Genomic DNA, 23587 nt, shown 5'->3' with positions numbered 1-23587 from the left:
CATGCGGGTCGGTGTTCCCAAGGAGATCAAGGATCACGAGGACCGGGTCGGCCTGATCCCCGAGTCGGTGCGCGAGCTTGTCGAACGCGGCCACACGGTGCTGGTTCAGCGCGGGGCCGGTGTCGGGGCCGGCCATTCCGACGACGCCTATGAGAAGGCCGGTGCGACACTGGTCGACGGCGCCGACGCGGTGTTTTCCGGCGCCGACCTGATCGTCAAGATCAAGGAGCCGCTGGCGGTCGAGCGCGCAAAGCTGCGGCGCGGCCAGACGCTGTTCACCTATCTGCATCTCGCCCCCGATCCGGTGCAGGCGCGCGAGCTCCTCGCTTCCGGCGTCACCGCCATCGCCTACGAGACCGTGACGGCACCGGACGGCACGCTGCCGCTGCTCACGCCGATGTCGGAGGTCGCCGGCCGGCTGGCGCCGCAGGCCGGCGCCATGTGCCTGGAGCGGCCTCACGGCGGGCGCGGCGTGCTGCTCGCCGGCGTCGCCGGCGTGCCACCCGCCGAGGTGGTCGTGCTGGGCGGCGGCGTGGTCGGCGTCAATGCGGCCCTGATCGCCTCCGGCATGGGCGCCGACGTGACGGTGCTGGACCGCAATCCGGAGGCGCTGCGCCGGATCGCGGCGCGCTTCGGCAGCCGGGTCCGCACGGTGTTCTCCACCCGCGGCACCATCGACACCATGTGCCGGCGGGCCGACCTCGTCATCGGCGCCGTGCTGGTGCCGGGTGCGACCGCGCCGCGGCTCGTCACGGCCGAGACGGTGCGCGCCATGAAGGCCGGTGCCGTCATCGTCGACGTCGCCATCGACCAGGGCGGCTGCTGCGAGACCTCGCGGCCGACCACGCATTCGCAGCCGACCTATGTGGTCGACGACGTCGTCCATTATTGCGTCACCAACATGCCGGGCGCGGTCGCCCGCACCGCGACCTTCGCGATCAACAATGTGACGCTGCCCTTCGTGCTGGCGCTGGCCGACAAGGGGACGGCGCGGGCGCTCGCCGAGGACGTGCACCTGCGCGCCGGCCTCAACGTGCATGACGGGCGCATCACCCATCCGGCCGTCGCCCGCGCCCTCGATCTGCCCTGCCTGCCGGTCGCGGAGGCGCTGGCGATAATGCGATCGTGAATGCCGCCGCCGCGCCGCCTGTGAGAGCATGAAGATTCTGGCGACGGCGGAGACGGATATGCGGAGAGGGATTCGGGTGGCGGCGGCCGGGATGGGTTTCGGGGCCGTGCTGGCGGCCGCCGGCCTCGGTGCCGCCCCGGCGCTGCGTTTCGCCGATCTGCCGGCCTCACAGGCGGGCTCGACCGTCGATGTCGAGCTGGTGCTGGCCGTCGACGTCTCCTACTCGATGGACCCGGACGAGCAGGCGCTGCAGCGCGAGGGCTACGTCACGGCGCTCACCTCGCCGGAGTTTCTCGGCGCGCTGCGCCAGGGCATGCACGGCAAGATCGTCGCCACCTATGTGGAATGGGCGGGCGCGGCCGACCAGCGCGTCGTCGTGCCGTGGCGCCTGATCGACGGACCGGCGACCGCCGAGGCGTTCGCCACCGCCATCGCCGAGGCGCCGTATCGCCGCGCCTACCGCACCTCGATCTCGGGCGCTCTGCAGTTCTCGTCGCAGCTTTTCCAGGAGAGCGGGCAGCGCGGCATCCGCCGCGTCATCGACGTCTCCGGCGACGGCGCCAACAATCAGGGCGCGCCGGTCGACATCACGCGCGACGAGGTGGTCGCCAAGGGCATCACCATCAACGGCCTGCCGCTGATGCTCAAGCGGCCCTCGGTCGCCACCATGGATATCGAGGCGCTCGACATCTACTACGAGGACTGCGTGATCGGCGGCCCCTCCGCCTTCATGGTGCCGATCCGCGACCGCTCGCAGTTCCGTGAGGCGACCCGCACCAAGCTGGTGTTGGAGGTCGCCGGCCGCGCGCCGCGCGTGATCCCGGCCGCAGAGCCGGACCAAGCCGCAGGGCCGGGGCCGGGCGCGGCACCGCCCGCGGCGCCACGCGTCTCCTGCACGGTCGGCGAGCGGCTTTGGCAGCAGCGCTGGGGCCGCGGCAGCGATTTCAATTGACGCCGGTCGGCAGCAGCCAATCCCGGAGCGCCTCCAGAGCTGGAAAATTCGCTCGTTCCGGCGGGTAGAGCAGGTAGTAGCCGCGGCTGTCCGGCAGGCCTTGCGCGAGCGGCACGACCAGCGTCCCGTCGCGCAGCTCGTCCTCGACGAGGCATCGCGACACCAAGCCGATGCCGATGCCGGCGACGGCGGACTGGATCAGATGCGCCGTGAACTCGAACTGCGGGCCTCGCCGCATCGCGCGCGCCGGCAGCCTGTGCAGCGTGAACCACTCGCTCCAGGCCTCGGCCCGAACCGCGACGTGCAGAAGAAGGTGCCCGGCGACATCGGCCGGCTCCCTGATCGGCTGCCTGGCCAGCAGGGCCGGGCTCGCCACGACCACCATGTGCTCGTCCTCCAGCCGGTGGCAGACGAGGCCGGGCCACGGTGCGACGCCGACATTGATGGCGGCGTCGAGGCCGCTGTCGGCGAGGTCGTACTCGCCGATGCGCGTGTGCAGATGGAGGACGATGTCCGGATGCCGGCCGTAGAACTCGGCCAGGCGGGGCAGCAGCCATCGCGACGCGAAGGTGGGAAGGACCGCGAGATGGAGCGTTCGGCTTTCGATGCGATAGGCCGTGATCCGTGAGCTCGCCCCGCGGATGCGGGCGAGAGCCGGCGCGATGTCGCGGGCATAAATGCACCCGACCTCGGTCAGGGTGACGTGCCGGCCCGAGCGGCGGAACAGCTCGACCTCCAGCAGCTCCTCCAATCCCAGAATGTGCCGGCTGACGGCGCTCTGGGTCAGCGAAAGCTCCACACCGGCCTGGGTGAAGTTCTGGTGCCGGGCGGCGGCCTCGAACGCCAGCAGCATCGGCATCGAGGGAGTCAGACGACGGTCGCTCATTCAGAAAGCTCATCAATATGCGGAGAATTCGTCGTTTTATCTTAGTCGACCGCCGCCTTACTGTCATTTCAGGAATGGATTGGTCGGGCACGATCCGCATTCATTCGGCTCATCGAGGCCGGCATGGGGGCGGGCGACATGGGAGAGCGAGCAATGTCGAAACCGGAGGCGACCGGCCGGGACCCCATTGGTCGGGCGGGCGGCTCGGCGCCGCAAGGCACGGGCGCGCCGCCCGCGGTGCCGGCTCCTGCCGGTCCCGCCGCCCGGGTGCCGCGCCGGTTGCGCCGGGTGTATGCGCTCGCCGATTTCGAAGATGCGGCCCGCCGCCATCTTCCGAAGCCCCTGTTCGGCTATGTCGCGGCGGCAACCGAAACCCGCGCCTCGTTCCGCGACAACCGGGCGGTGTTCGACGAGATCCAGTTCCTGCCCCGGGTGCTGACCGATGTCTCCAGGCGCAGCCAGGAGACGACCCTGTTCGGACGACGCTGGGCGCAGCCCTTCGGCATTGCCCCGATGGGTGTCACGGCGCTGACCGCCTATCGCGGCGACCTCGCGCTGGCGCAGGCGGCGGCGCAGGCGAACCTCGTCGACATCATGAGCGGATCGTCGCTGATCCGGCTCGAGGAGGTCGTGCAGGTGGCGCCCAACACCTGGTTTCAGGCCTATCTGCCGAACGAGCCGCAGCGGATCGCGGCGCTGGTCGACCGCGTCGCCAAGGCCGGCTTCGGCACCCTGGTCGTGACCGTCGACACGGCGGTCGTCCAGAACCGCGAAAACAACCTTCGGGTCGGCTTCAAGACGCCGCTCCAGCCCAGCTTCCGGCTGCTGTGGGAAGGGCTGACCCACCCGGCCTGGGTGACGAGCACGTTCCTGCGGACCCTCCTTGTGCATGGGATGCCGCATTTCGAGAACAATTTCGCCGAGCGGGGCGAACCTCTGGTGTCCCGCAAGGTCGACCGGGACTTTGCCGGACGCGAGCATCTGGACTGGGGCGACATCGCCCGCATCCGGCGGCAATGGACCGGCAATCTGGTCCTCAAGGGCATCCTTCGTCCCCAGGACGCGCAGATCGCGCGGGAGCACGGTGTCGACGGCATCATCGTCTCCAACCATGGCGGCCGTCAGCTCGACGGGGCGGTGTCGCCGATGCGCATGCTGCCGGCCGTCAAGGCGGTGGCCGGCGACATGACCGTGATGATCGACAGCGGCTTCCGGCGCGGCACCGACATCCTGAAGGCGCTCGCGCTGGGGGCGCAATACGTCTTCATCGGACGGCCGTTCAACTATGCGGCGGCGATCGGCGGCGAGGCCGGGGTCAGGCACGCGATCGCAATGCTCTCGGCGGAGATCCGCGCCGACATGGGCCTGCTCGGCATCAACGGTCTCGACGAGCTCGGACCGGACCTGCTGCATCTCGGCGGGTCGCTGCGCCGGGAGATCGACAGGGCGTGCTGATGCGGGGCTGTGCCGCGGAACGACGAGCCGTCATCGCCGGCATCGCCTCTCGCACCGCCGCGATCACCGCTCGAAGCGCGCGACGATCTCGACGTGACAAGACCAGCGGAACTGGTCGACCGGCGTGACGTCGGTGAGCTTGTAGCCGCCGCCGACGAGGATTGCGGCGTCGCGTGCGAACGTCGCGCTGCTGCACGACACCGCGACGACGACCGGCACCTTGCTCTCGGCGAGGGCGTGGGCCTGCGCCTCGGCGCCCTGGCGGGGCGGATCGAACACCACGGCGTCGACCTTGCCGAGCTCGTGGGCGATCACCGGGCGGCGGAACAGGTCGCGCGCCTCGGCCGTCACCGGCTTCAGCCCCGACGTGTTGGCCGCCGCCTGCATGAGGGCCGCGACCGCGGCGGCGTCGAGCTCGAGGGCGCGCACGCGGGCGCGCTCGGCGAGCCGCAGCGCGAACGGTCCGATCCCGGCGAAGAGATCGACGACGCTCTTGGCGCCAGCGACATGGCGGTCGACCAGGCGGGCGAGCTGCGCCTCGCCCTCGGCGGTCGCCTGCAGGAACGGTCCTGCCGGCAGCGCCACGGTGGCGCGGCCGATCGTGACGGTCGGCACGACACGCTGCACGACCAGCTCGCCGTGACGGGTGAGGCGGGCGAGGCGTCGCTCTTCGGCCAGCGCCGCCAGCGCCCTGGCGCGATCCGTTTTCAGCGGGCCGGAGCCGCGCACGTCGATATCGAGGCCGACGTCGGTCGCGGTCACCTGGATGTCGAGCGGCTTTCGCAAGGGATGCAGCGCCTCGGCGATCGCCCAGGCGGCCTCGATGGCGCCCTTCAGCCCGGGCGCCGTGACGGGGCAGTGGTCGATCGGCACGATGTCGTGGGCGCGCTGCGCCGAGAAACCGACCTGCAGGATGTCGTGGGAGCCGCGTCGCGCATGCAGCACGATGCGGCGGCGGCCTTCGCCATGGGCGTCGACCAGATCATCGACCGACGCCTCGAGGCCGGCGCTGCGCAGCGCCTCGACGACCAGGTCGCGCTTCCAGGCGCGGTAGAGATCCCAGCCGACATGCTGGGTGGCGCAGCCGCCGCAGACGCCGAAATGCGGGCAAATCGGTGCGATCCGGTCGGGACCCGGCGTGTCGACATGCACCAGACGCCGCCGGTCCGGATGGCCGTGCACCGGCTCGACCTCGACGGTCTCGCCGGGCAGAGCATAGGCGACGTAGATGGCACCCTCGGGGCCGTCGGCGACACCGTCGCCGCGCCGGCCGAGATGCGTGATGGCGAGGCGCTCGGTCATGCGGAACCATGGCTGTCCCTCAGCCCGGTGGCAACTCGAATCCCGACAGTCCGCGCTTCAGGTTCGACAAATCGTCTTTTGCGATGAAGGCTTCCAGCTCGAGCTCGTCGAGCTTGGCGGACGGCAGGGTCCGATTGCCGCGAGCATGTCGGGTCTCGGGACGGTGGCGATGCGCAATCGATCAGTTCGACCGTCGGGCGACCAGCAGGAACTCGCGGTTGCCGTCGCCGCCGGTGATCGGCGAGGGCAGCACCGCGCGCACCTCGCAGCCGAGCGAGCGGGCCAGGATCGTGATGTTTCCGCACACCGCGTCATGCACGGCCGGGTCGCGCACGAAACCCTTCTTGACGTGCTCGCGACCGGCCTCGAACTGCGGCTTGATCAATACGACGAGGTCGCAGGGGCTCGTCGCCAGCGTCAGCGCCGCCGGCAGCACCAGGGCGAGCGGGATGAAGCTGACGTCGATGACGACCAGCGACGGCGGCTCGTCCATGGCGGCCGGCAGAAGGCTGCGGATGTCGGTCGCCTCCAGCGAGACGACCCGCGGATGCGCGCGCAGCCGCGGGTGGAGCTGGTCGCGGCCGACATCGACCGCATAGACTTTTCTGGCGCCGCGGGCGAGCAGCAGCTCGGTGAAGCCGCCCGTCGAGGCGCCGACGTCGAGGCACACCCGGCCGGCCGGGTCGATCGGGCCGGCATCGAGCGCCGCTTCGAGCTTGAGGGCGCCGCGCGAGACGAACGGATGCGCCGGCGTCGCCTCGATCACGGCATCGGGGCGCAGCGTGTCGGAGGGCTTGCTCACCCGTACGCCGTCGGCCGTCACCAGGCCGGCAGCGATCGCCGCCTGCGCCTTGGCGCGGCTTTCGAAGATGCCGCGATCGACCAGCAGGCGATCGGCGCGCAGGCGAGGCGTCATGGGCAGTGTCCCGAATTCACGACCGTCATTCCCAGGCGCAAGGACGCGATCCCGGACCGGCCCGAGATCGACACGATCGACCGGCGCGCCGGCCATAGCCGGCTCGCGGGCCCGAGCCTCGGCGGATGATCGTCCCCCACACCCATACTACAGGCGATTTTGGCCGTGATCGTGTCGGTCTCGAACGAAGGCCGAAATCGATGTCGTCTCGGGCTGCGTGTCGCGCGCCGCGTCTCCTGAAGCCCTCGGCCGAGGCAGATAGCCGCGGCATCGTGGTCGTGCAAACGGAAACGGCCGGGCGAGCCCGGCCGTTTCGAAGGGGTGCTCTGGTCGGCGCGTCGGCGCGCCGGCTCACGCCAGCCGGATGGTCTCCTTGGTGGCGTCCTTGCCGAGCGCCTCGAACACCTTGGTGACGATGCCGCGGCGGTCGAGCCCGGCGACGGCGTACATGGCCGTCTGGGAGTCGTGGTCGATATAGGTGTCGGGCAGCACCATGGAGCGGACCCGCAGGCCGCGGTCGAGCAGCCCGGCATCGGAGAGCGCCTGCAGACAATAGCTGCCGAAGCCGCCGACCGAGCCTTCCTCGATGGTGATCAGCACCTCGTGCTCGCGCGCGAGCCGGCCGAGCAGCGCGACGTCGAGCGGCTTGGCGAAGCGCGCGTCGGCCACCGTGGTGGACAGGCCGAGCGCGGCCAGCTCGTCGGCCGCCTGCAGGCATTCGGCGAGGCGGGTGCCGTAGGAGAAGAGGGCGACCTTGTGGCCCTCGCGCACGATGCGGCCCTTGCCGATCTCGAGCGGCATGCCCTCGAGCGGCATCGGCACGCCCATGCCCTCGCCGCGCGGATAGCGCAGCGCGGTCGGGCAGTCGTTCACGGCCACCTGGGTCGCCACCATGTGGACCAGCTCGGCCTCGTCGGCCGCCGCCATCAGGATCATGTTGGGGATGCAGCCGAGATAGGCGACGTCGAACGAGCCGGCGTGGGTCGGGCCGTCGGCGCCGACCAGGCCGGCGCGGTCCATGGCGAAGCGCACCGGCAGCTTCTGTAGGGCGACGTCGTGCACGACCTGGTCGTAGGCGCGCTGCAGGAAGGTCGAGTAGACGGCGACGAACGGCTTGTAGCCCTCGGTCGCCAGCCCCGCCGCGAACGTCACGGCGTGCTGCTCGGCGATGCCGACGTCGAAGCAGCGATCCGGGAACAGGTTGCCGAACAGGTCGAGGCCGGTGCCGGACGGCATCGCTGCCGTGATGGCGACGATCTTGGTGTCCTTCCTGGCCTCCTGCACCAGCGCCTCGGCGAACACCTTGGTGTAGGAGGGCGTCTTGGCGTTGGACTTCACCTGGGCGCCGGTGGCGACGTCGAACTTGACGACGCCGTGATACTTGTCGGCCGAGGTCTCGGCCGGCGGGTAGCCCTTGCCCTTCTGGGTGACGCAATGGACCAGGATCGGACCCTTGCGCTTGGCCTCGCGGACGTTCTTCAGGACCGGCAGCAGGTGGTCGAGATTGTGCCCGTCGATCGGGCCGACATAGTAGAAGCCGAGCTCCTCGAACAGCGTGCCGCCATGGGTGATCATGTTGCGTGCAAACTCTTCGGCGCGCACCGCCTGCTCGTGCAGGCGCCGCGGGAGGTGTTGGGCGAGCTGCTTGCCGATCTCGCGCAGCGACAGATACGGCCTGCCCGACATCAGCCGCGCCAGATAGGCCGACAGCGCCCCGACCGGAGGCGCGATCGACATGTCGTTGTCGTTCAGCACCACGATCAGGTTGGAATCCATGCCGCCGGCGTTGTTGAGCGCCTCGTAGGCCATGCCGGCCGACATCGAGCCGTCGCCGATCACCGCGACCACGTGGTTGTGCTTCGTCCCGTCGAGATCGCGGGCGACCGCCATGCCGAGCCCGGCCGAGATCGAGGTCGAGGAGTGGGCGGCGCCGAACGGGTCGTACTTGCTCTCCGAGCGCTTGGTGAAGCCGGAGAGGCCGCCGCCCTGGCGCAGCGTGCGGATGCGGTCGCGCCGGCCGGTGAGGATCTTGTGCGGGTAGGCCTGGTGGCCGACGTCCCAGATCAGCCGGTCCTCCGGCGTGTTGAACACGTAGTGCAACGCCACCGTGAGCTCGACGACGCCGAGGCTCGAGCCGAGATGGCCACCGGTCTGGGAGACGGCCGCGATCATCTCCTGACGAAGCTCGTCGGCCACCTGGCGCAGCTCGCTCTCCTGCAGGCGTCGCAGATCCTCGGGGACGATCACGCGATCGAGCAGCGGAGTGTTCGATGACTGGGGCAAAGCAGCACCTCCCTCAGGGGGTCGACAACGAATTCCTATCAGGGGCTTACACCAGATAGGCGGACCCTGACAAAACAACTGTCCCGGACACCGGCAGGCGCCGGAGCGGCTGCCGCGCGGAACTGGAACCCTCTATTCAGCGTTCTTACTCAGGCACTTGTCAACTCTACTTGACATATTTCAGGGGGTCGATGGCGACACGCTCGAACTAGAAGGGTTACCTGAAGCTCTCGCTCCTGTCATGTGCCGTCGCCCTTTTCCGGCCGGCTCGACCGTCCATCGGGTTCGCCTCAATATCCTTAGTCGCTCGAACGGCCATCGGGTTCGCAACGAGATCGTCGATTCCGCGACCGGCGCGCCGGTTGCCGCGGAGGACCCGGTCAAAGGCTACTACCCGGCCGACGAATCCTATGTGGAGAGCGATGACGAGTAGCTCGGCTAGGTCGCCTCGGAGAGCATCCATAGGCTGGACATCGAGGCGTTCCTGCAATCCGACGAGGTCGGCTGGACGACGTCGAAGGCGTTCCCCAAGCGCATCACCGGACAAATGTCGGCGGACTCGCCGCAGAAGGGTCTCGCCAGGATGGCGAAGAGCGCGCGCGAGGGAAAATAGTCGTCGACCATCTGCGTAAGGGCCGAGGTGCCACCGCGCTCGTCGCCTGTTCGCCGCGTGCGCGTCCCGGCGCTCCGGTGTCGACCTCGGTCGCCTGGAGCGAGGTGCCGGCGAAGCTGTCGCCGGCGCGCTGGACCGTGCTGAACCTGACCGATCGCCTCGAGCGCCTGCAGGCCGACCCCTGGGCAGAGATCGGCACAGTGAGGCAGAGAAATCCGGGGACGTGAGGTCACGGCAGAGGGCAGGCGGGCACGCCGGGTCGAACGGCGTGCGACAATGATGGCCCGCTCAGACCGGGCAGCCCTTCGCGCGCAGGATCTTGTTGAAGCGCTCCGGATCGGCGGTGCCGGCCGCACCGGCGGCGCGGAGCTCCGCCTCCTTCTTCTTCTGCGCCTCGACGTGCGGCCAGACCTCGGGGAGCTGCGACGGCGGCAGCGCCAGCAGGCCGTCGGCATCGCCGAGCACGAGGTCCCCCGGCTGGACGACCATGCCGCCGACCGTGACCGGCACGTTGATCTCGCCCGGACCGTCCTTGCTGGGGCCGCGATGGGTGTGTCCGCGGGCCCAGATCGGCATCTTGCCGTTCGCCCAGTCGACCAGGTCGCGGATCGCGCCGTCGATGACGAAGCCGGCGAGGCGTTTCTGGATGGCGGTGGTCTGCATGTTGCCGCCGATCAAGGCCTGGGCGAGGTCGCCGCCGCCGTCGACGACGATGACGTCACCCGGACGGGCGATCTCCATCGCCTTGTGGATCATGAGATTGTCACCGGGCCGGACCCGCACCGTGACGGCCGGCGCGGCGATCAACAGGTCGATCCGGTTGTGATAGGCGCGAAGGCCCATGGTGCCGACCGAGCGGCCGAGGCTGTCGCTCACCCACGAGGTCGGGATGTCCTTGAACTTCGCCAGCCACTCTGGCGAAGGACCTTCGGCGCGTTCGTTGATCCGGAACCCGGCCGGCCACACGGTGGCGTTCGTCATGTCACTTGTCCTTTCCGTCGAGAACGTCGGGATTGACGCAAAGCCGGCGGTCGACGGCGTCGCCCCGCAGGACGCGGAGCGCGTTGTCGACCGCGACCGCGGCGACGGCGCCGAGCGCGGCCCGCGTGTTGCCGCCGACATGCGGCGTGATCACGACGTTCGGCATGGACCTGAACGGGGAGTCGGCCGGCGGCGGCTCGTCGACCAGGGTGTCGAGCCCGGCGCCGCCGAGTTGGCCGCTCGCCAGAGCGTCCATCAGCGCCGTCTCGTCGACGAGCGGGCCGCGCGCCGTGTTGATCAGGATGGCGCCGTATGGCAGGCGCGCCAAGGCGTCGCGCCCGACGAGGCCGGTGGTCTCCGGCGTCAGCGGACAATGGATGGAGAGCACGTCGGCGCGCGGCAGCATCGCGTCGAGCGTCGGAACCAAGGTGATGCCGGCCGGGACCTTGTCGGGCGTGACGAAGCGGTCGAACGCGACCACGGTCATGCCGAGCGCCCGCGCGGCGGCGGCCACGCGGCTGCCGATCGCGCCGATCCCGATCAGGCCGAGGGTGCGGCCGCCGAGCTGGGTGCCGACCGTGGAGCGATGCCACTCGCCGCGGCGGAAGGCGGCGTCGTGGGCCGGAATGGTCCGGGCCACCGCCAGCATCAGGCCGACGGCGAGCTCGGCGACCGATTGGCTGTTGGCGGCCGGCGCGATGAAGACGGGAATGCGGCGCGCGCTCGCCGCGGCGATGTCGACGCCGTTGTAGCCGGAGCCGTGGCGCGAGATCACCTTGAGGGTGGGGCAGGCGCGGATCGCATCGCCGTCGAGTCCGAGGGTGCGCAGCACGAGGGCGTCGACCGGCTCGGCCGCCAGCGTCGCCGCGAGGTCGGCGTCGCTCGCGCCCTGTTTCATGAAGATCGTGCGCACCCCGGCTTCGGCGAGGCGGGCCATGCCCTCGTCGGCGAGCTTGGGAACGGAGATCAAGACGGTTGCTGCACGCATGGGAATGATCCGTTCGTCCCGGCCGGGAGCGGGCCGGTGGACCGTCGGGACGACGGGGAACGTCCGGACCGGCGACCCGTGACGACCGCGGCCCGCGGTCCGGCATCGTCCTGCTTGTCCGGTGCGGGCGCGCCGTGGATTGGCGGGCCGCCCGTGGACGCTCGGGTCATCTGCATATTGACGGCGACGGCCGTTGAAATCTATTTTCTAATATTCAACTGTAAGAAACTTCTGGATAACAAATGGACCTCCGCGACCTGGCCTATTTCGAGGCGATCGCCGACCTCGGGCATCTCGGGCACGCCGCAGAAACGTTGCACCGGACCAAGCCGGCGCTGACCAAATGCATCCGCCGCCTGGAGGCGTCGATCGGGGCGCCGTTGTTCCGGCGCGAGGGGCGGCGCATCGTGCTCACCGCGGTCGGCGCGGTCCTGCAGCGCAAGGCGCGGCAGATGCGGGCGTCGATGGACGAGGCGGTCGCCGAGATCGGCAGCTTCGTCGACGGGTCGGCCGGCCATGTCCGGATCGGCACCGGGCCGACGGTCGCGGAGTACATCCTCCCGGATCTGTTCGAGCGCATCCTGGCCGAGCTGCCGCGCCTGACCACGGAGATCGTCGTCGATCAGGGCAACATGCTCCGGACCGAGCTGCTCGAGAACCGGGTCGACATGATCATCAGCACGATCCTGCCGAACGACACCGGCGAGTTCGCGGTTCAGCACGTCGCCAGCGACGAGATCGTCGTCGTCGCCAGCTCGCGCCACGAGCTGCACGGGCGTCCGTTCACGGTGGCGGATCTGCTCCGCTACAAGTGGGTGCTGCCGAACCGGTCGGTCGCGTCGCGGCAGTGGCTCGACTGGGCGTTCACGTCGCAGGGCCTGCGGACGCCGGAGGTCCTGGTGGAGACGACGTCGCTGCAGCTCCTGCCGATCCTGATCGAGCGCACCGACTTTCTCGGCTTCACGCCGCGCAGCAATCTCGGCCCCGGACGCATCGCCGCCTCGCTGGTCGAGCTGCCGCTCGAGGCGATCACCATGCGCCGGCAGATCGGCGTGCTCCATCGCAAGGAGACGCATCCGTCTCCGGCTCTGGTGCGGCTTTTGGAGATCGTGCGGGACATCGCCCAGCGGTCGGCCGGGAACCCACCGGCCGGGCCGCAGCCGAAGGCCGCGGCCGCCCGAAGGACCCGACCGCCGGCCCGGGGGGCGAGCGGCGGCCGGGCGCGCGCTCAGGCCGCCGGGAAGCCGTAGAGCGCGGCCGGATTGTCGACCAGGATGCGGCGGCGCAGGGCTTCGCTCGGCGCCCAGTCCAGCATCAGGTCGAGCAGCGCGGCATCGTCCTGCAGCGCCAGCTCGCCGGCGGTGGCGGCCGGATGCGGCCAGTCGCTGCCCCACACCAGCCGCTCGGGGGCGAGCGCGATGTAGGCGGCGACCAGCCTGGCGGTGTCCTCGTAGCGCGGCGGCCCCGACTTGGAATCGCGGTCGGCCTCGGACAGCTTGACCCAGGTGCGGCCGCGCTCGATCAGGCGGGCGATCACGGCGAAGGCCGGGTGATCGCGGCCGGCCGGCTCCGGGACGCGGCCGAGGTGGTCGAACACGATCGGCGAGGCGACCTTGTTCAGGACGTCGGCGATGCCCGGCAGGTCGGCGCCCGCCATGTGCACCTGGATGTGCCAGCCGAGCGGCGCGATCCGGCGCGACAGCGGTTCGATCATCTCGATCGACGCGGCAGCGCCCCGCGAGATGTTGAACCGGATGCCGCGGATGCCGCCGGCGTCGAGCCGCTTCAGCTCCGCGTCGGTGACGCTCGTATCCACCACAGCGACGCCGCGGGCGTCGGGGCCGAGCTGCCTGATCGCGTCGAGCGTGCAGGAATTGTCGATGCCGTAGGTCGACGGCGTGACGACGACGTTGCGGGTGGTGCCGAGCCGCTTCTGCAGCAGCCGATAGTCGGCGACCGTCGCGGGCGGCGGCTTCAGGGCCGCGTTGGGCAGATAGGCGAAGCGAGGATCGTAGATGTGATGGTGGCAGTCGCAGGAGTGCGGCGGCACCTTCAGCTTCGGCAACTCGGTCCCGGCCGAGAACGGCACCGCCTCGGCGGCCCGGCCGGGCGCGACGCCCAGGCCGGCGGCGAGGCCCAGACCCGCGGCCGCCTGCAGCATCCCGCGTCGCGTGATCTCGTGGTGGCGCATGGAGTCCTCTCCTTCGTGCTGTCGATGAATGTCTGCTCCGGCCCGGCGCGGCGATGTCTCGGGGGCGTCGCGCTGCCGGTCGCGTCGTGGCGCGCCGGGCGCTACCGGTAGAGCGGGATGAGGCCGAGGAGCAGCGACACCGCGAGCATGATCAGGGACGAGGCGACCGACCACTTGATGGTGAACTTCTGGGTGCCGCCGTAGTCGACATCGAGCATGCTGACGAGCAGATAGGTGGAGGCGACGAGCGGGCTCAGGATGTGGACCGGCTGTCCGACCAGCGAGGCGCGGGCCATCTCGATCGAGGTGATGCCGTAATGGGACGCCGCCTCGGACAGGATCGGCAGCATCCCGAAATAGAAGACGTCGTTCGACACCATCCAGGTCATCGGGATGCTGATCAGCGCCGTCACCACGGCCATCGAATGCCCGACCGAGGCCGGGATCGCCGTCACGATCGCCTTGGCGATCGCCGACGCCATGCCGGTCTCCGACAGGATGCCGATGAAGACGCTGGCCGAGAACAGCATCATGGCGACCGAGAGGATCGCCGGCGCATGCTCGGCCATCCGCTCCTGCTGGAGCTTGTGGGTCGGGAAGTTGACCACCAGGGCGATGGCGGTCGCGATCATGAACATGTAGGCGAGCGGCAGCCAGCTCATCACCAGCCCGAGCATCAGGAGCGTCGTGAGCGTCCAGTTGAAGTAGAACCGCCAACCGTTGGCCCCGGCCTCGGTGTCGTCGCCGAACCGAATGTCGATCACGCCGACGCGCTTGCGCTCCCAGGTGCCGAACAGCCAGGCCATGAAGAAGGCCCAGGCGACGCAGGCGAGCAGCGGGATCACCATCGGCACGAACATGTCGTTCAAGTCGACATGCATGGCCGCCGCGGCGCGCGCCGTCGGTCCGCCCCAGGGCAGGATGTTGCCGATGCCGGTGCATTGCAGGAGCAGGCAGGCGACCATCGGCAGCGACAGGCCGAGCCGCTTGTAGATCGGCAGGAACGCCGACAGGACAATCACGTAGACGGTCGCCCCGTCGCCGTCGAGCGCCACCAGATAGCCCAGCGCCACCGTGCCGAGAAAAACCTTCACCGGATCGCCCCGGACCGCGCGGACGATCCGCCGCACGATCGGATCGAACATCCCGGCGTCGGTCATCAGCATGAAGTAGGCCATGGCGAAGATCAGCAGCACGCCGGTCGGGGAGACCGTCCGGATGCCCTTGATCACCATGTCGCCGATGCCGAAGCCGAAGCCGCCGATGAGCGCGAAGACGGTGGGAACCAGAATGAGGGTGTTGGTCGCGGTCAGGCGTCCGCTCATCAGGAGATAGATGAAGCAGGCGAACATCGCCACGCTCAGAGCAACGAGCATCGCAGCACCATGTGTCCTTTGGACGGATATCTGGTCGGTTGTGGTCCTCGGCCGTTCGCCCGGGATCGGGATCCGGGTCGGGCAGTCGTCGTGTCGTCGCGCAAGCCGGAGGGACGTGAATGGACGACCGAGCGGGAGACGTTCGGTCGAGCCGCGACATCACGGCACTCTCGCTCGCCTGTCGGCGATTGCGGATGGGGGACCGGGAGACCGGCACCGCGCCGCCGACCAGTATTCCTTACGTTCTGGCAGAGGACTTTGGTCCCCCAAAAATGGAAATTCCATTTTCTAATTTTCAACCGACGCAAACCTGGGGTGAACGAATTTGCCGGGCCGTGCCTGGACCCGCTCCTTGAGCGCGGCAGCGCCGGGCGGCCCTCCCGGCCGCCTCGCGATGGGTCGCTCAGGGGGCGTCGGTTCGTTCAGGGACCGTGCGGTGCAGTCGGCCTCGCGCCGAGCGCGATCCAGCACACGATGGCGTCGGCGAACCGGCGGGCCGGCGCGAGGCCGGTCATCTCCTCGAACTGTTTCAACCGGTACGACAGCGTGTTGCGATGAACGCGGAGCGCCGAGGCGGTCGCTGTGCCGTCGAGATTCTCCTGCAGCAGCGCTTCGACGGTCTCGCGCAGAACGGCGCGCTTGACGAAGGCGGCCTCGATGCGCCCGATCACAGGCTGCGCCGCGATGCCGCCGTCGTCGGCCATCAGGCGCGAGCGCATATACTCCGCGAGCAGCGGCTCCTCGGAAATCGCGCGGATCGGGTGCCGGTTGCCGGCCCGCGCCAGCGCGAACACGGCCTGCCGGAAGGAGGCGGGGAACGCTCCGGGCGCGGCACGGCCGCCGACGCCGGCGCGGACCACCAGACCGGAGAGGTGGGCCAGGTTGCTTCGAAGTGAACGCGCCCGTGCGAGCAGCGTGGCGTCCGCGGTGCCGGCCGTGAGGAACAGCACGATCACGGCGCCGTCCAGCGTGGCGACGAAGTCGCCTGCCCGCAGGGTTCGGGCCGCGAGCAGCCGGGCCTCGATCTCCGCCAGCGGAAGCTGGGCGAGGCTCGACACGGCGGCGCCCGCCGCCGAGGCGACGTCCTCGGTGGCCCGGAACAGGGCCACCAGCCGGGGTGGCTCCACGTCGAACCCGACCGATCGAGCGAGGCGCCGGGCGGCGGCCGGCAACTCGGTGCCGTCGTGTTGGACGAGAAGCTGTGTGAACTCCTCGCGCATCCGCCGGTTGGCGCCCGACTCGCGCTGCAGGGTCTCGCGCTCGAGCACCAGCTCGGTGATCATCTTCACGAGCTGGGCGGTGCTGCGCACGGTCGGCGGATCGCCGAACACGCCGACCACGCCGACCGGCCGCTCGTCGCGGACGATCGGCATGTTGATGCCCTGCAGGGCGCCCGGATAGCGGGCCAGCTCGTCGGGAAAGATCTCGATCGTCTCGCCGTTCTCGATGGCGATGCGGGCGCCCATGTGCACCGTGCCTATCCGGTGCGGATGGCCGGACGCTATAATCACGCCCCGCAGGTCCATAAGGTTCACGTTGCGGTGGACCACCGGGATGATGATGTCGACGATGCGCTGGGCGAGCTCGGTGTTGATCTGCATGATCACCGATCTTTGTGCAGGTTGCACAAAACCGCAATAGCGGGGTTCCCGGTTCGCAGCAAGCTTCCTGTTCGTTTCCGCCGCCGACCTGCCTATCGTCACGTCGTTCACCGGCGCAGATCGAGCCTCGCTTCCCCGCCGCGCCCCCATCCGGGGCGTGGAGCGCTGCCGTTCGCGTCCGCGCCAGTCGTCCCGCCTCGGTCCCGCTGGAAGGACGTCATGACAACGGAACTCTATCTGCTGGTCCTCGCCGCCAGCATCGTCCTGCTTCTCGTGCTCACGATCGCGGTCAAGCTGCACCCGTTCGTGGCGCTGATCAGCACCACGGCCTTCGTCGGCTTCGCCACCGGCATGCCGCTCGACCAAATCATCAAGTCGATCGAGGGCGGCATCGGCGGCTTCCTCGGCATGCTGGCGCCGATCCTGGTGCTCGGCGCCATCGTCGGCAAGATGATGGAGGTCTCGGGTGGCGCCGAGCGTCTGGCCCGCACGCTCATTCGCCTGCTGGGCAGGCGAAACACCCACTGGGCCATGATGATCGTCGGCTACATCTGCGGCATCCCGGTGTTCTTCCAGGTCGGCATCGTGCTGCTGATGCCGCTCTTGTTCAGCGTCGCGCGCGCCGCCGGCATGTCGCTCGTGATGGTCGGCCTGCCGATGATCATCGGCCTGTTCACGGTGCATTGCGTGGTGCCGCCGCATCCGGCCGCCACCGCCGTGGCGGTCGCCCTGCACGCCGATCTCGGCAAGGTGATCCTGTACGGCCTGATCGTCGGCCTGCCGGCCGCGGCCATCGCCGGCCCGATCATCGGCAAGATGATCGGCGACAAGTTCACCCTGCAGCCGCCCGAGCACCTTTTGCAGATCGCCGCTCTGCCGGACGATCAGCTCCCGCGCCTCGACGTCACGCTGATCACCATCCTCTGTCCGTTGGTCCTGATGATCAGCAAGACGGTGTTCGAGATGGCGCTCGGAGCGAACCACCCGATCATGCCGGTGATCAATTTCATCGGCCAGCCGATCACGGCGCTGTTCATCGCCGCGATCCTCGCCTACTTCACGCTCGGCCTCGCCCGCGGCCGCGACATGACCTCGCTGCGGAGCTTCAGCGAGTCGGCGATCGGCCCGATGGCGGCCATCCTGGTGATCATCGGGGCGAGCGGCGCCTTCAACAAGGTGCTGATGGATTCCGGGATCGGCGCGGCCCTCAAGGTCGTGCTGACCGCGTGGCAGATCGATCCCTATCTGCTGTCCTGGGGCACGGCGCTGATCATGCACATCGCCATCGGCGGCGCGACCATCGCGATGCTGACCACGGTCGGCCTGATCCTGCCGATCCTGCCGCTCTATCCGGGCGTCGACCCGGCCCTGGTGGCGGTCGCGATCGGCATCGGAACGATCGGCTTCTCGCACGTCAACGATCCGGGCTTCTGGTTCGTGAAGGAGTATTTCGGGCTCTCGATGCCCGACATGTTCAAGACCTACACGGCGTCCACCATCATCGCCGCATTTGTCGGACTGGCCACCCTGATGGCGTTCCGTCTCGTGATCGGCGCCTGAGAGGAGCAAGGCAGATGAAAGTCACCGTCGCGATGGACAACAACATCCCGATCAGCGCGCCGCTGCCGCTCACGGCCGAGCACGGCGCCGCCTTCCTGATCGAGATCGACGGCAAGACCATCCTCTACGACACCGGCCAGACCGGCGCCGTCACCGGCAACATCGCGCTGCTCGGCAAGCACCCGGCGACGCTCGACATGGTGGTGATCAGCCACGGCCACTACGACCATGTCGGCGGCCTCGTCCGTGTCCTCCAGGAGGCCCGTAAGGACGTCGAGGTGATCATGCACGCGAAGGCGTTCGGCGACCGCTGGTCGGTCGCCGGCGGCAAGCGGCGGCCGATCGGTGTTCCGTTTCCAGAGGACTATCTGCGCTCGCTCGGCGGCGTGTGGGATCTGCGCGACACCCCGCGCCGGCTGACGCCGCATCTGTGGTTCTCCGGCTCGGTGCCGCGCGTCACCGATTTCGAGTTCGGCGACGCTTGGCTGGTGCTGCGGGGCGAGGACGGCGACGTGCAGGATCCGATCGACGACGACGCCGTGCTGTTCTGCGAGGGCGAGCGCGGCCTGATCGTGATCGGCGGCTGCAGCCATTCGGGGCTGGTCAACATCGTCCGCTACGGCTTCGCCGTGACCGGGCTCGACAAGCTCCAGGGCTGGGTCGGCGGCACGCATCTGGGCCCGGTCTCGAAGGACCAGCAGGACAAGACGATCGCGCAGCTCGTCGCCTGGGAGCCGGAGTTCGTCGCCGCCAATCACTGCACCGGCTTCGCCATGATGGCGCGGCTGAGGGAGGCGTTCGGCGAGAGGTTCATCCCGGCCTTCGTGGGCGAGACCGTCACGGCGTGATGTGACGCGAGGGCGGGGCCGGGGGCCTCGCTTCACACGTGTCATCTCGTTGCGACGTTGCACCGGCTCTCTCGGCCTCATGGTGAGGAGCGATCCGAAGGATCGCGTCTCGAACCATGGGGCCGTCACCCGAAGGTCGGCTCCAGCCGACCTAAACATCGTGAATAGTCTAAATCGAGCGAGCCGGATTTCGGTGGCCGCCCTCGCGCTTCGAGACGCCGCCTTCGGCGGCTCCTCAGGGCGAGGGCGGAGCTATTCGTTCGGCTCCCGCCAGCTTCAGGACATTTCCAGCAGGACCGCGGCCCGCAGCCCGCGCAGTTCCATGATCAAGCCCTCGATGTCGCTCGGCTCGGTCGCTGGATTCATCAGCGCGAGGCGGAGCCAGCGGCGCCCGAGTGCCTCGGTCGTCGAGATGTAGAAGTCGCCTTTCTCCGTCAGGCGCCGGCGCAGCGCGATCTGCAGGTCGTCGGAGCCATCGAGCCGGAAGCAGACGATGTTGCTCTCGGGCTCGACCGCCAACTCGATGCCCCGCTCGGCGCGCAGGATGGCTGCTGCGGTCCTGGCAAGGTCGGTCTGCCGCTCGATCGTGGCGGCGATCGCCTGCTCGCCCTGGACCGCGAGGGCGAAGAACATCTTCAGGCCGAGCGCTGCCTTGGTACATTCGACGGTCCGATGGATGAAGTCGAAGCCGGGCTGATCCTTCTCGTGAAACAGATAGCTCGCCTCCTCGCGGAACGCGTGATCGAGATCCGCGTGATCCCGCACCAGCACGGCCGCGCACAAGGTGGAGCATCCGAGCATCTTGTGGGCGTCCCAGACGACCGAATCGGCGAGTTCGATGCCGTCCAGCAGTGAGCGCAGACGACCAGACAGCAGCGCCGACGCCCCGTGCGCGCCGTCGACATGCAGCCACGCGCCGTGCTCGCGGCATCTTTCGGCGATGTCGCGCAGCGGATCGTAGAGCCCCAGCGCCGTTCCGCACGCATTGGCGATGACGGCGAGCGGCTCCGCACCGTCCTTCCGCAGATCCGCCAGAAAGCCGCCCAGACACGCCGGATCGAGCCGGCCCATCGCATCGGTCGGCGCATGCCGGATCGCCTTCTGGCCGAGGCCGATGATTCCCGCCGCGCGGGCGATCGAGTAGTGGCTGGCCGGCGAGGCGACGATCACGAGGTTTTTGGGCGTTCCGTCCTCCCAAGCTCGCGGCGTGACCCTGCCGCGGGCGGCCAGAAGCGCCGTGAGATTGGCGAGCGAGCCGCCATGGGTCAGCACGCCGCCACCATGACGTTCGCCCGTACGCGCGGCATCAGGCGGCGGTGACGGGCGCCAACCCACCTTGTCCAGCATCCAGTTCACCACGGCGAACTCGACCGTCGCGGCCGCCGGCCCCATCTCGTAGATGGCCATGGCATTGTTGCAGAAGGCGTCCACCAGCGCCGCGATGGCGCTGTGCGGCAACGGCACGGCCACCTGATGGGCCATGTAGCCTGGATGGTGCAGTCGGGTCGACGCGGCAAGATAATCTGTCAGGAAATTTCGAAGCGCATCGCCAGTGAGGCCGCCCTCGGCGATCAGCCGCTCGAGCCCGAGTCGCCGATCGAGGTCGCCCAGCGCCGGCTGGCGGATGACCGGCCCGCCACGGCCGCGCGCATTCGCGGCGAACGCGTCCAGCGCCTCGATCGCGATCGCCCCGTCGTCGCGAAAGCTCATGTCGTGTCCTCGTGGCGATCCGCGCCCGGTCTTCACGCCGGCAGCGGCATCGGCTCGCTCTCGCCCGGCACCGGATCGAAGCGGCCAGCCGTCCAGTCGGCCTTCGCCGCCTCGATGCGGTCTTTTCGCGAGGAGACGAAGTTCCACCAGATGTAGCGCGGACCGTCCATGGCGGTGCCGCCCAGGATCGCCAGCCGTGTCGGCGTCAGCGCCGTCACGGTGATGCGGTCGCCGGGGCGGAACACCAGAAGCTGACCGCTCGCGAAGCGGTCGCCGGCGATCTCGATCTCGCCCGACACCAGATAGAGGGCGCGCTCCTCGGCGACGGCGTCGAGCGGCAGCCGCGCGCCGGGCACGAGCGCCACGTCGGCGAACAGCGTCTCGGACGCGGTTTTCAGCGGCGAGGTTCGGCCGAACAGCGAGCCGGCGACGATCCGCACGGTCTTGCCCTCGGCGGTCTCGATCGGCAGTGCGTCGGCGTCGTGATGCATGAAGGCGGGCGCGCTCTCCTCGATCGCGGCCGGCAGCGCCACCCAGCACTGCAGGCCGTGCAGCGGCTCGCCGGCGCGGCGATGGTCCGGCGCGGTGCGCTCCGAATGGGCGATGCCGCGCCCCGCGCTCATCCAGTTGACGGCGCCGGGGCGGATCGCCTGCGCGGTGCCGAGGCTGTCGCGGTGAAAAATCTCGCCGTCGAACAGATACGTCACGGTGGCGAGCCCGATATGCGGATGCGGCCGCACGTCGAGGCCCTGCCCGGCGTGGAACTCGGCCGGGCCCATCTCGTCGAGGAACACGAAGGGGCCGACCATGCGACGGCGCGCCGAGGGCAGGGCGCGGCGCACCTCGAGCCCGCCGATATCGCTGGTGCGCGGCACGATCAGTTGGGCGATGGCGTCGCACGCGAAGGCGTCGCCGGGCGCCGGATCTTTCGCAGGGAAAAAGCTCATGCGGGCCTCCGGGGGATTTTCGGGGGTGAGGTCCGGCCGGCTCAGCCGACGTCGAGCGGCTCCGTGCCCTTCGGCTTGCCGGCCGCATCGAGCGTGATCTTCTGCACGCGCGCCTCGGCCTGGCTCAAAAGCTCCTCGCAGCGGCGCTTCAGCGCCTCGCCGCGCTCGTAGATGGCGACCGATTCCTCAAGCGGCACGTTGCCGCTTTCCAGGCGGTCGACGATGCTCTCCAGCTCCTCGAGCGCGCGCTCGAACGTCAGCATGGCGACGTCGGCTTGCTTCTTCTCGCTCATTCTCGGGATCGACTCCGCTTCGTTCGGGCCGGCCGAAGAGAGCGCGCCGGCGCCTAAATGTCCACCACCCGTGTGGGACGCCTAGGCGGTCGGCACCTCGCTCGGCGTCGGCACCGTCACGGAGGCGTCGGCCTGGCGCGGCTCGGCATGGCCGATGGCGCGCTTGATCTCGGGATAACGCCGGCGCAGGTCGCGCTCGAGCTCGTCGACCGCCTCGTGCACGTCGATGACGCTGCGGGCCGGATCGATGTGGCAATGGAAGAACACCAGCTCGCCGGCCGGCGTCTCGCGCACCCGCACGTCGTGCACGTTGCGCAGCGCCGGGTGATTCTTCGCGAGCTCGGTGAGCGACTCCACCAGAGCGGCGACCCGCACGGGTGCCGCCTCGCGACCAGGCAGCTTCGGCGCCTGCAGGGGCTCGATGTGGGTTTCCACCTCGACTGACGGTCCGAGCTCGGCCGCGACCGCATCCTCGAGGCCGCTGGCGATCTCGTGCGCCGTGCCCATCGGCATGTCGCCGTCGACCTCGATGTCGAGTGCCACCGCCAGCCGATCGCCGATGGTCTGAACCGTGAGGTGATGCACCGCGAGGGCGCGGTTGCGGGCGATCACCATGATGCGCTCCTGCACGGACTCGTCGTCGAGCGCGACCGGTGTGGTGCTGACCGTGAGATCGGTGTCGCCGAGCGTCTTCTCCACGGCAGCCTGCAGCGTCGCCTTGAGCGAGGCGACGCGGTCGAGCGGCAGGGTGCGCGGCACCGCGATGGCGGCGTCGACGAACTGGCGCGGGCCGACGGTGCGCACCCGCAGCCGCTCGATGCGCACCACGCCGGGCACGGCCATGATCAGGCGGGCGACGCGGTCGCGCACGCCGGGCGGCGCCGTGTCCATCAGGGCCTCGATGGTGCGGCGGCTCATGCGCACGCCGAGGCCGGCGATGATGACGGCGACCACCAGGGCGGCGGCCGGGTCCCCCCAGGCCTGCCCATAGGCGGCCAGGATGAGGCCGATGATGACGGCGACCGAGCCGTACATGTCGGAGGCGAAGTGAAGCGAATCGGCTTCGAGCGCCTGGCTGCCGGTCTCGCGCGCGGTCTTGCGCAGCACATGGGCGCGCCAGCCGTTGATCACCATCTCGATCGCCAGCACGGCGAACGGCAGGAGCGAGAAGGTCGGCGTCGTTCCGCCGGCGAGCAGGCGCTGCACGCCCTCCACGCCGACGCCGCCGGCGATCAGGAACAGCAGGGCCGTCTCGGCGAGCGCCGCGAGGCTTTCCACCTTGCCGTGTCCGTAGTGGTGCTCGGCGTCGGGCGGCCGGTCGGAGACCCGCACGGCGTACCAGGTCACCAGGGTGGCGCCGAGATCGATCAGGCTGTGCAGGGCGTCGGAAATCAGCGCCAGGCTGCCGATCGACACGCCGATCACGAACTTGGCGCAGGCGAGCGAACCGCTCGCGACCACCGACACGGCGGCCACCCGCTCTTTCTTGCTCAGCATCGTCTGTCGTTCCCTGTCGGCACGTGCGCGCACCCTCGCCCATCGCCCCGGTGGACGAG

General features: G+C 69.5%; 20 protein-coding genes. 7 read left to right on the top strand and 13 right to left on the bottom strand.

From position 1 onward, the window contains the following. Nucleotide 1 precedes the first annotated feature (1 nt). A complete protein-coding gene (ald, locus tag HXX10_RS10360; RefSeq protein ID WP_296522106.1) occupies nucleotides 2-1129 on the top strand; it encodes an alanine dehydrogenase in 1128 nt (375 codons plus the stop codon). 58 nt (nucleotides 1130-1187) lie between these two features. Then, nucleotides 1188-2081: a DUF1194 domain-containing protein gene (locus tag HXX10_RS10355; RefSeq protein ID WP_296522105.1), complete on the top strand. Its 894-nt coding sequence runs from the start codon at nucleotides 1188-1190 to the stop codon at nucleotides 2079-2081. Here the strand turns inward: HXX10_RS10355 and HXX10_RS10350 are convergent. Continuing rightward, a complete protein-coding gene (locus HXX10_RS10350; protein ID WP_296522104.1) occupies nucleotides 2074-2967 on the bottom strand; it encodes a LysR substrate-binding domain-containing protein in 894 nt (297 codons plus the stop codon). The genes HXX10_RS10355 and HXX10_RS10350 overlap by 8 nt on opposite strands. A gap of 153 nt (nucleotides 2968-3120) precedes the next feature. Here HXX10_RS10350 and HXX10_RS10345 point away from each other — a divergent pair, with 153 nt between their 5' ends. Beyond that, on the top strand, nucleotides 3121-4422 hold the full coding sequence (locus HXX10_RS10345; protein WP_296522103.1) for an alpha-hydroxy acid oxidase: 1302 nt from the start codon (nucleotides 3121-3123) through the stop codon (nucleotides 4420-4422). A gap of 63 nt (nucleotides 4423-4485) precedes the next feature. Here the strand turns inward: HXX10_RS10345 and HXX10_RS10340 are convergent, their stop codons facing one another. The 3 genes from HXX10_RS10340 to dxs form a co-directional block, all read right to left on the bottom strand. After that, a complete protein-coding gene (locus HXX10_RS10340; RefSeq protein WP_296522102.1) occupies nucleotides 4486-5724 on the bottom strand; it encodes an RNA methyltransferase in 1239 nt (412 codons plus the stop codon). Nucleotides 5725-5905: 181 nt separating this feature from the next. Next, on the bottom strand, nucleotides 5906-6640 hold the full coding sequence (locus tag HXX10_RS10335) for a TlyA family RNA methyltransferase (RefSeq protein ID WP_296522101.1): 735 nt from the start codon (nucleotides 6638-6640) through the stop codon (nucleotides 5906-5908). A gap of 351 nt (nucleotides 6641-6991) precedes the next feature. Further along, nucleotides 6992-8923, bottom strand: coding sequence for a 1-deoxy-D-xylulose-5-phosphate synthase (gene dxs / locus HXX10_RS10330; protein ID WP_296522100.1), 1932 nt, complete (start codon nucleotides 8921-8923; stop codon nucleotides 6992-6994). A gap of 489 nt (nucleotides 8924-9412) precedes the next feature. Between dxs and HXX10_RS28950 the strand changes: the two genes are divergently transcribed. After that, on the top strand, nucleotides 9413-9763 hold the full coding sequence (locus HXX10_RS28950) for a hypothetical protein (protein WP_367141957.1): 351 nt from the start codon (nucleotides 9413-9415) through the stop codon (nucleotides 9761-9763). Nucleotides 9764-9824: 61 nt separating this feature from the next. On the opposite strand, the gene HXX10_RS10320 is transcribed toward HXX10_RS28950, so the two are convergent. Together HXX10_RS10320 and HXX10_RS10315 are read right to left on the bottom strand one after the other, a co-directional pair. After that, on the bottom strand, nucleotides 9825-10517 hold the full coding sequence (locus HXX10_RS10320) for an RraA family protein (protein WP_296522098.1): 693 nt from the start codon (nucleotides 10515-10517) through the stop codon (nucleotides 9825-9827). A gap of 1 nt (nucleotide 10518) precedes the next feature. Continuing rightward, entirely contained in the window at nucleotides 10519-11505 is a 987-nt protein-coding gene (locus tag HXX10_RS10315) for a hydroxyacid dehydrogenase (RefSeq protein WP_296522097.1), read from the bottom strand. Between the two features lie 242 nt (nucleotides 11506-11747). Here HXX10_RS10315 and HXX10_RS10310 point away from each other — a divergent pair, with 242 nt between their 5' ends. After that, nucleotides 11748-12755 (top strand): LysR substrate-binding domain-containing protein, encoded by a 1008-nt coding sequence (locus HXX10_RS10310; RefSeq protein ID WP_296522096.1) that lies wholly within the window; start codon nucleotides 11748-11750, stop codon nucleotides 12753-12755. Here HXX10_RS10310 and HXX10_RS10305 read toward each other — a convergent pair. The 3 genes from HXX10_RS10305 to HXX10_RS10295 all read right to left on the bottom strand — a co-directional run bounded on the left by HXX10_RS10305 (nucleotide 12734) and on the right by HXX10_RS10295 (nucleotide 16673). Continuing rightward, a complete protein-coding gene (locus tag HXX10_RS10305; protein WP_296522095.1) occupies nucleotides 12734-13696 on the bottom strand; it encodes an amidohydrolase in 963 nt (320 codons plus the stop codon). The genes HXX10_RS10310 and HXX10_RS10305 overlap by 22 nt on opposite strands. A gap of 101 nt (nucleotides 13697-13797) precedes the next feature. Further along, on the bottom strand, nucleotides 13798-15072 hold the full coding sequence (locus HXX10_RS10300; protein WP_296522094.1) for a citrate:proton symporter: 1275 nt from the start codon (nucleotides 15070-15072) through the stop codon (nucleotides 13798-13800). Nucleotides 15073-15494: 422 nt separating this feature from the next. Beyond that, the gene (locus HXX10_RS10295) at nucleotides 15495-16673 is read right to left on the bottom strand and encodes a sugar diacid recognition domain-containing protein (protein ID WP_296522093.1); all 1179 of its coding nucleotides are present in this window, start codon (nucleotides 16671-16673) and stop codon (nucleotides 15495-15497) included. A gap of 219 nt (nucleotides 16674-16892) precedes the next feature. Between HXX10_RS10295 and HXX10_RS10290 the strand changes: the two genes are divergently transcribed. Together HXX10_RS10290 and HXX10_RS10285 are read left to right on the top strand one after the other, a co-directional pair. Further along, nucleotides 16893-18233, top strand: a complete 1341-nt coding sequence (locus tag HXX10_RS10290) for a gluconate:H+ symporter (RefSeq protein ID WP_296522092.1) — start codon at nucleotides 16893-16895, stop codon at nucleotides 18231-18233. Between the two features lie 14 nt (nucleotides 18234-18247). After that, nucleotides 18248-19081: an MBL fold metallo-hydrolase gene (locus HXX10_RS10285; protein WP_296522091.1), complete on the top strand. Its 834-nt coding sequence runs from the start codon at nucleotides 18248-18250 to the stop codon at nucleotides 19079-19081. A 276-nt stretch (nucleotides 19082-19357) separates the two neighbouring features. On the opposite strand, the gene HXX10_RS10280 is transcribed toward HXX10_RS10285, so the two are convergent. From HXX10_RS10280 to HXX10_RS10265, 4 genes are all read right to left on the bottom strand, one after another. After that, nucleotides 19358-20791 carry a pyridoxal-dependent decarboxylase gene (locus tag HXX10_RS10280; protein ID WP_296522090.1) on the bottom strand — a complete coding sequence of 478 codons (1434 nt, stop codon included), beginning with the start codon at nucleotides 20789-20791 and terminating at the stop codon, nucleotides 19358-19360. Nucleotides 20792-20823: 32 nt separating this feature from the next. Further along, a complete protein-coding gene (locus HXX10_RS10275; RefSeq protein ID WP_296522089.1) occupies nucleotides 20824-21738 on the bottom strand; it encodes a pirin family protein in 915 nt (304 codons plus the stop codon). A gap of 41 nt (nucleotides 21739-21779) precedes the next feature. After that, a complete protein-coding gene (locus HXX10_RS10270; RefSeq protein WP_296522088.1) occupies nucleotides 21780-22031 on the bottom strand; it encodes an exodeoxyribonuclease VII small subunit in 252 nt (83 codons plus the stop codon). Nucleotides 22032-22112: 81 nt separating this feature from the next. After that, the gene (locus HXX10_RS10265) at nucleotides 22113-23528 is read right to left on the bottom strand and encodes a cation-efflux pump (RefSeq protein ID WP_296522087.1); all 1416 of its coding nucleotides are present in this window, start codon (nucleotides 23526-23528) and stop codon (nucleotides 22113-22115) included. Nucleotides 23529-23587: the final 59 nt, after the last annotated feature.

The sequence above is a fragment of the Rhodoplanes sp. genome (assembly GCF_013377085.1).
In the GTDB taxonomy this organism is placed as follows: domain Bacteria; phylum Pseudomonadota; class Alphaproteobacteria; order Rhizobiales; family Xanthobacteraceae; genus Rhodoplanes.
Note: the sequence above shows the minus strand (reverse complement) of the source record. Positions and strands in the feature narration are given on the sequence as shown.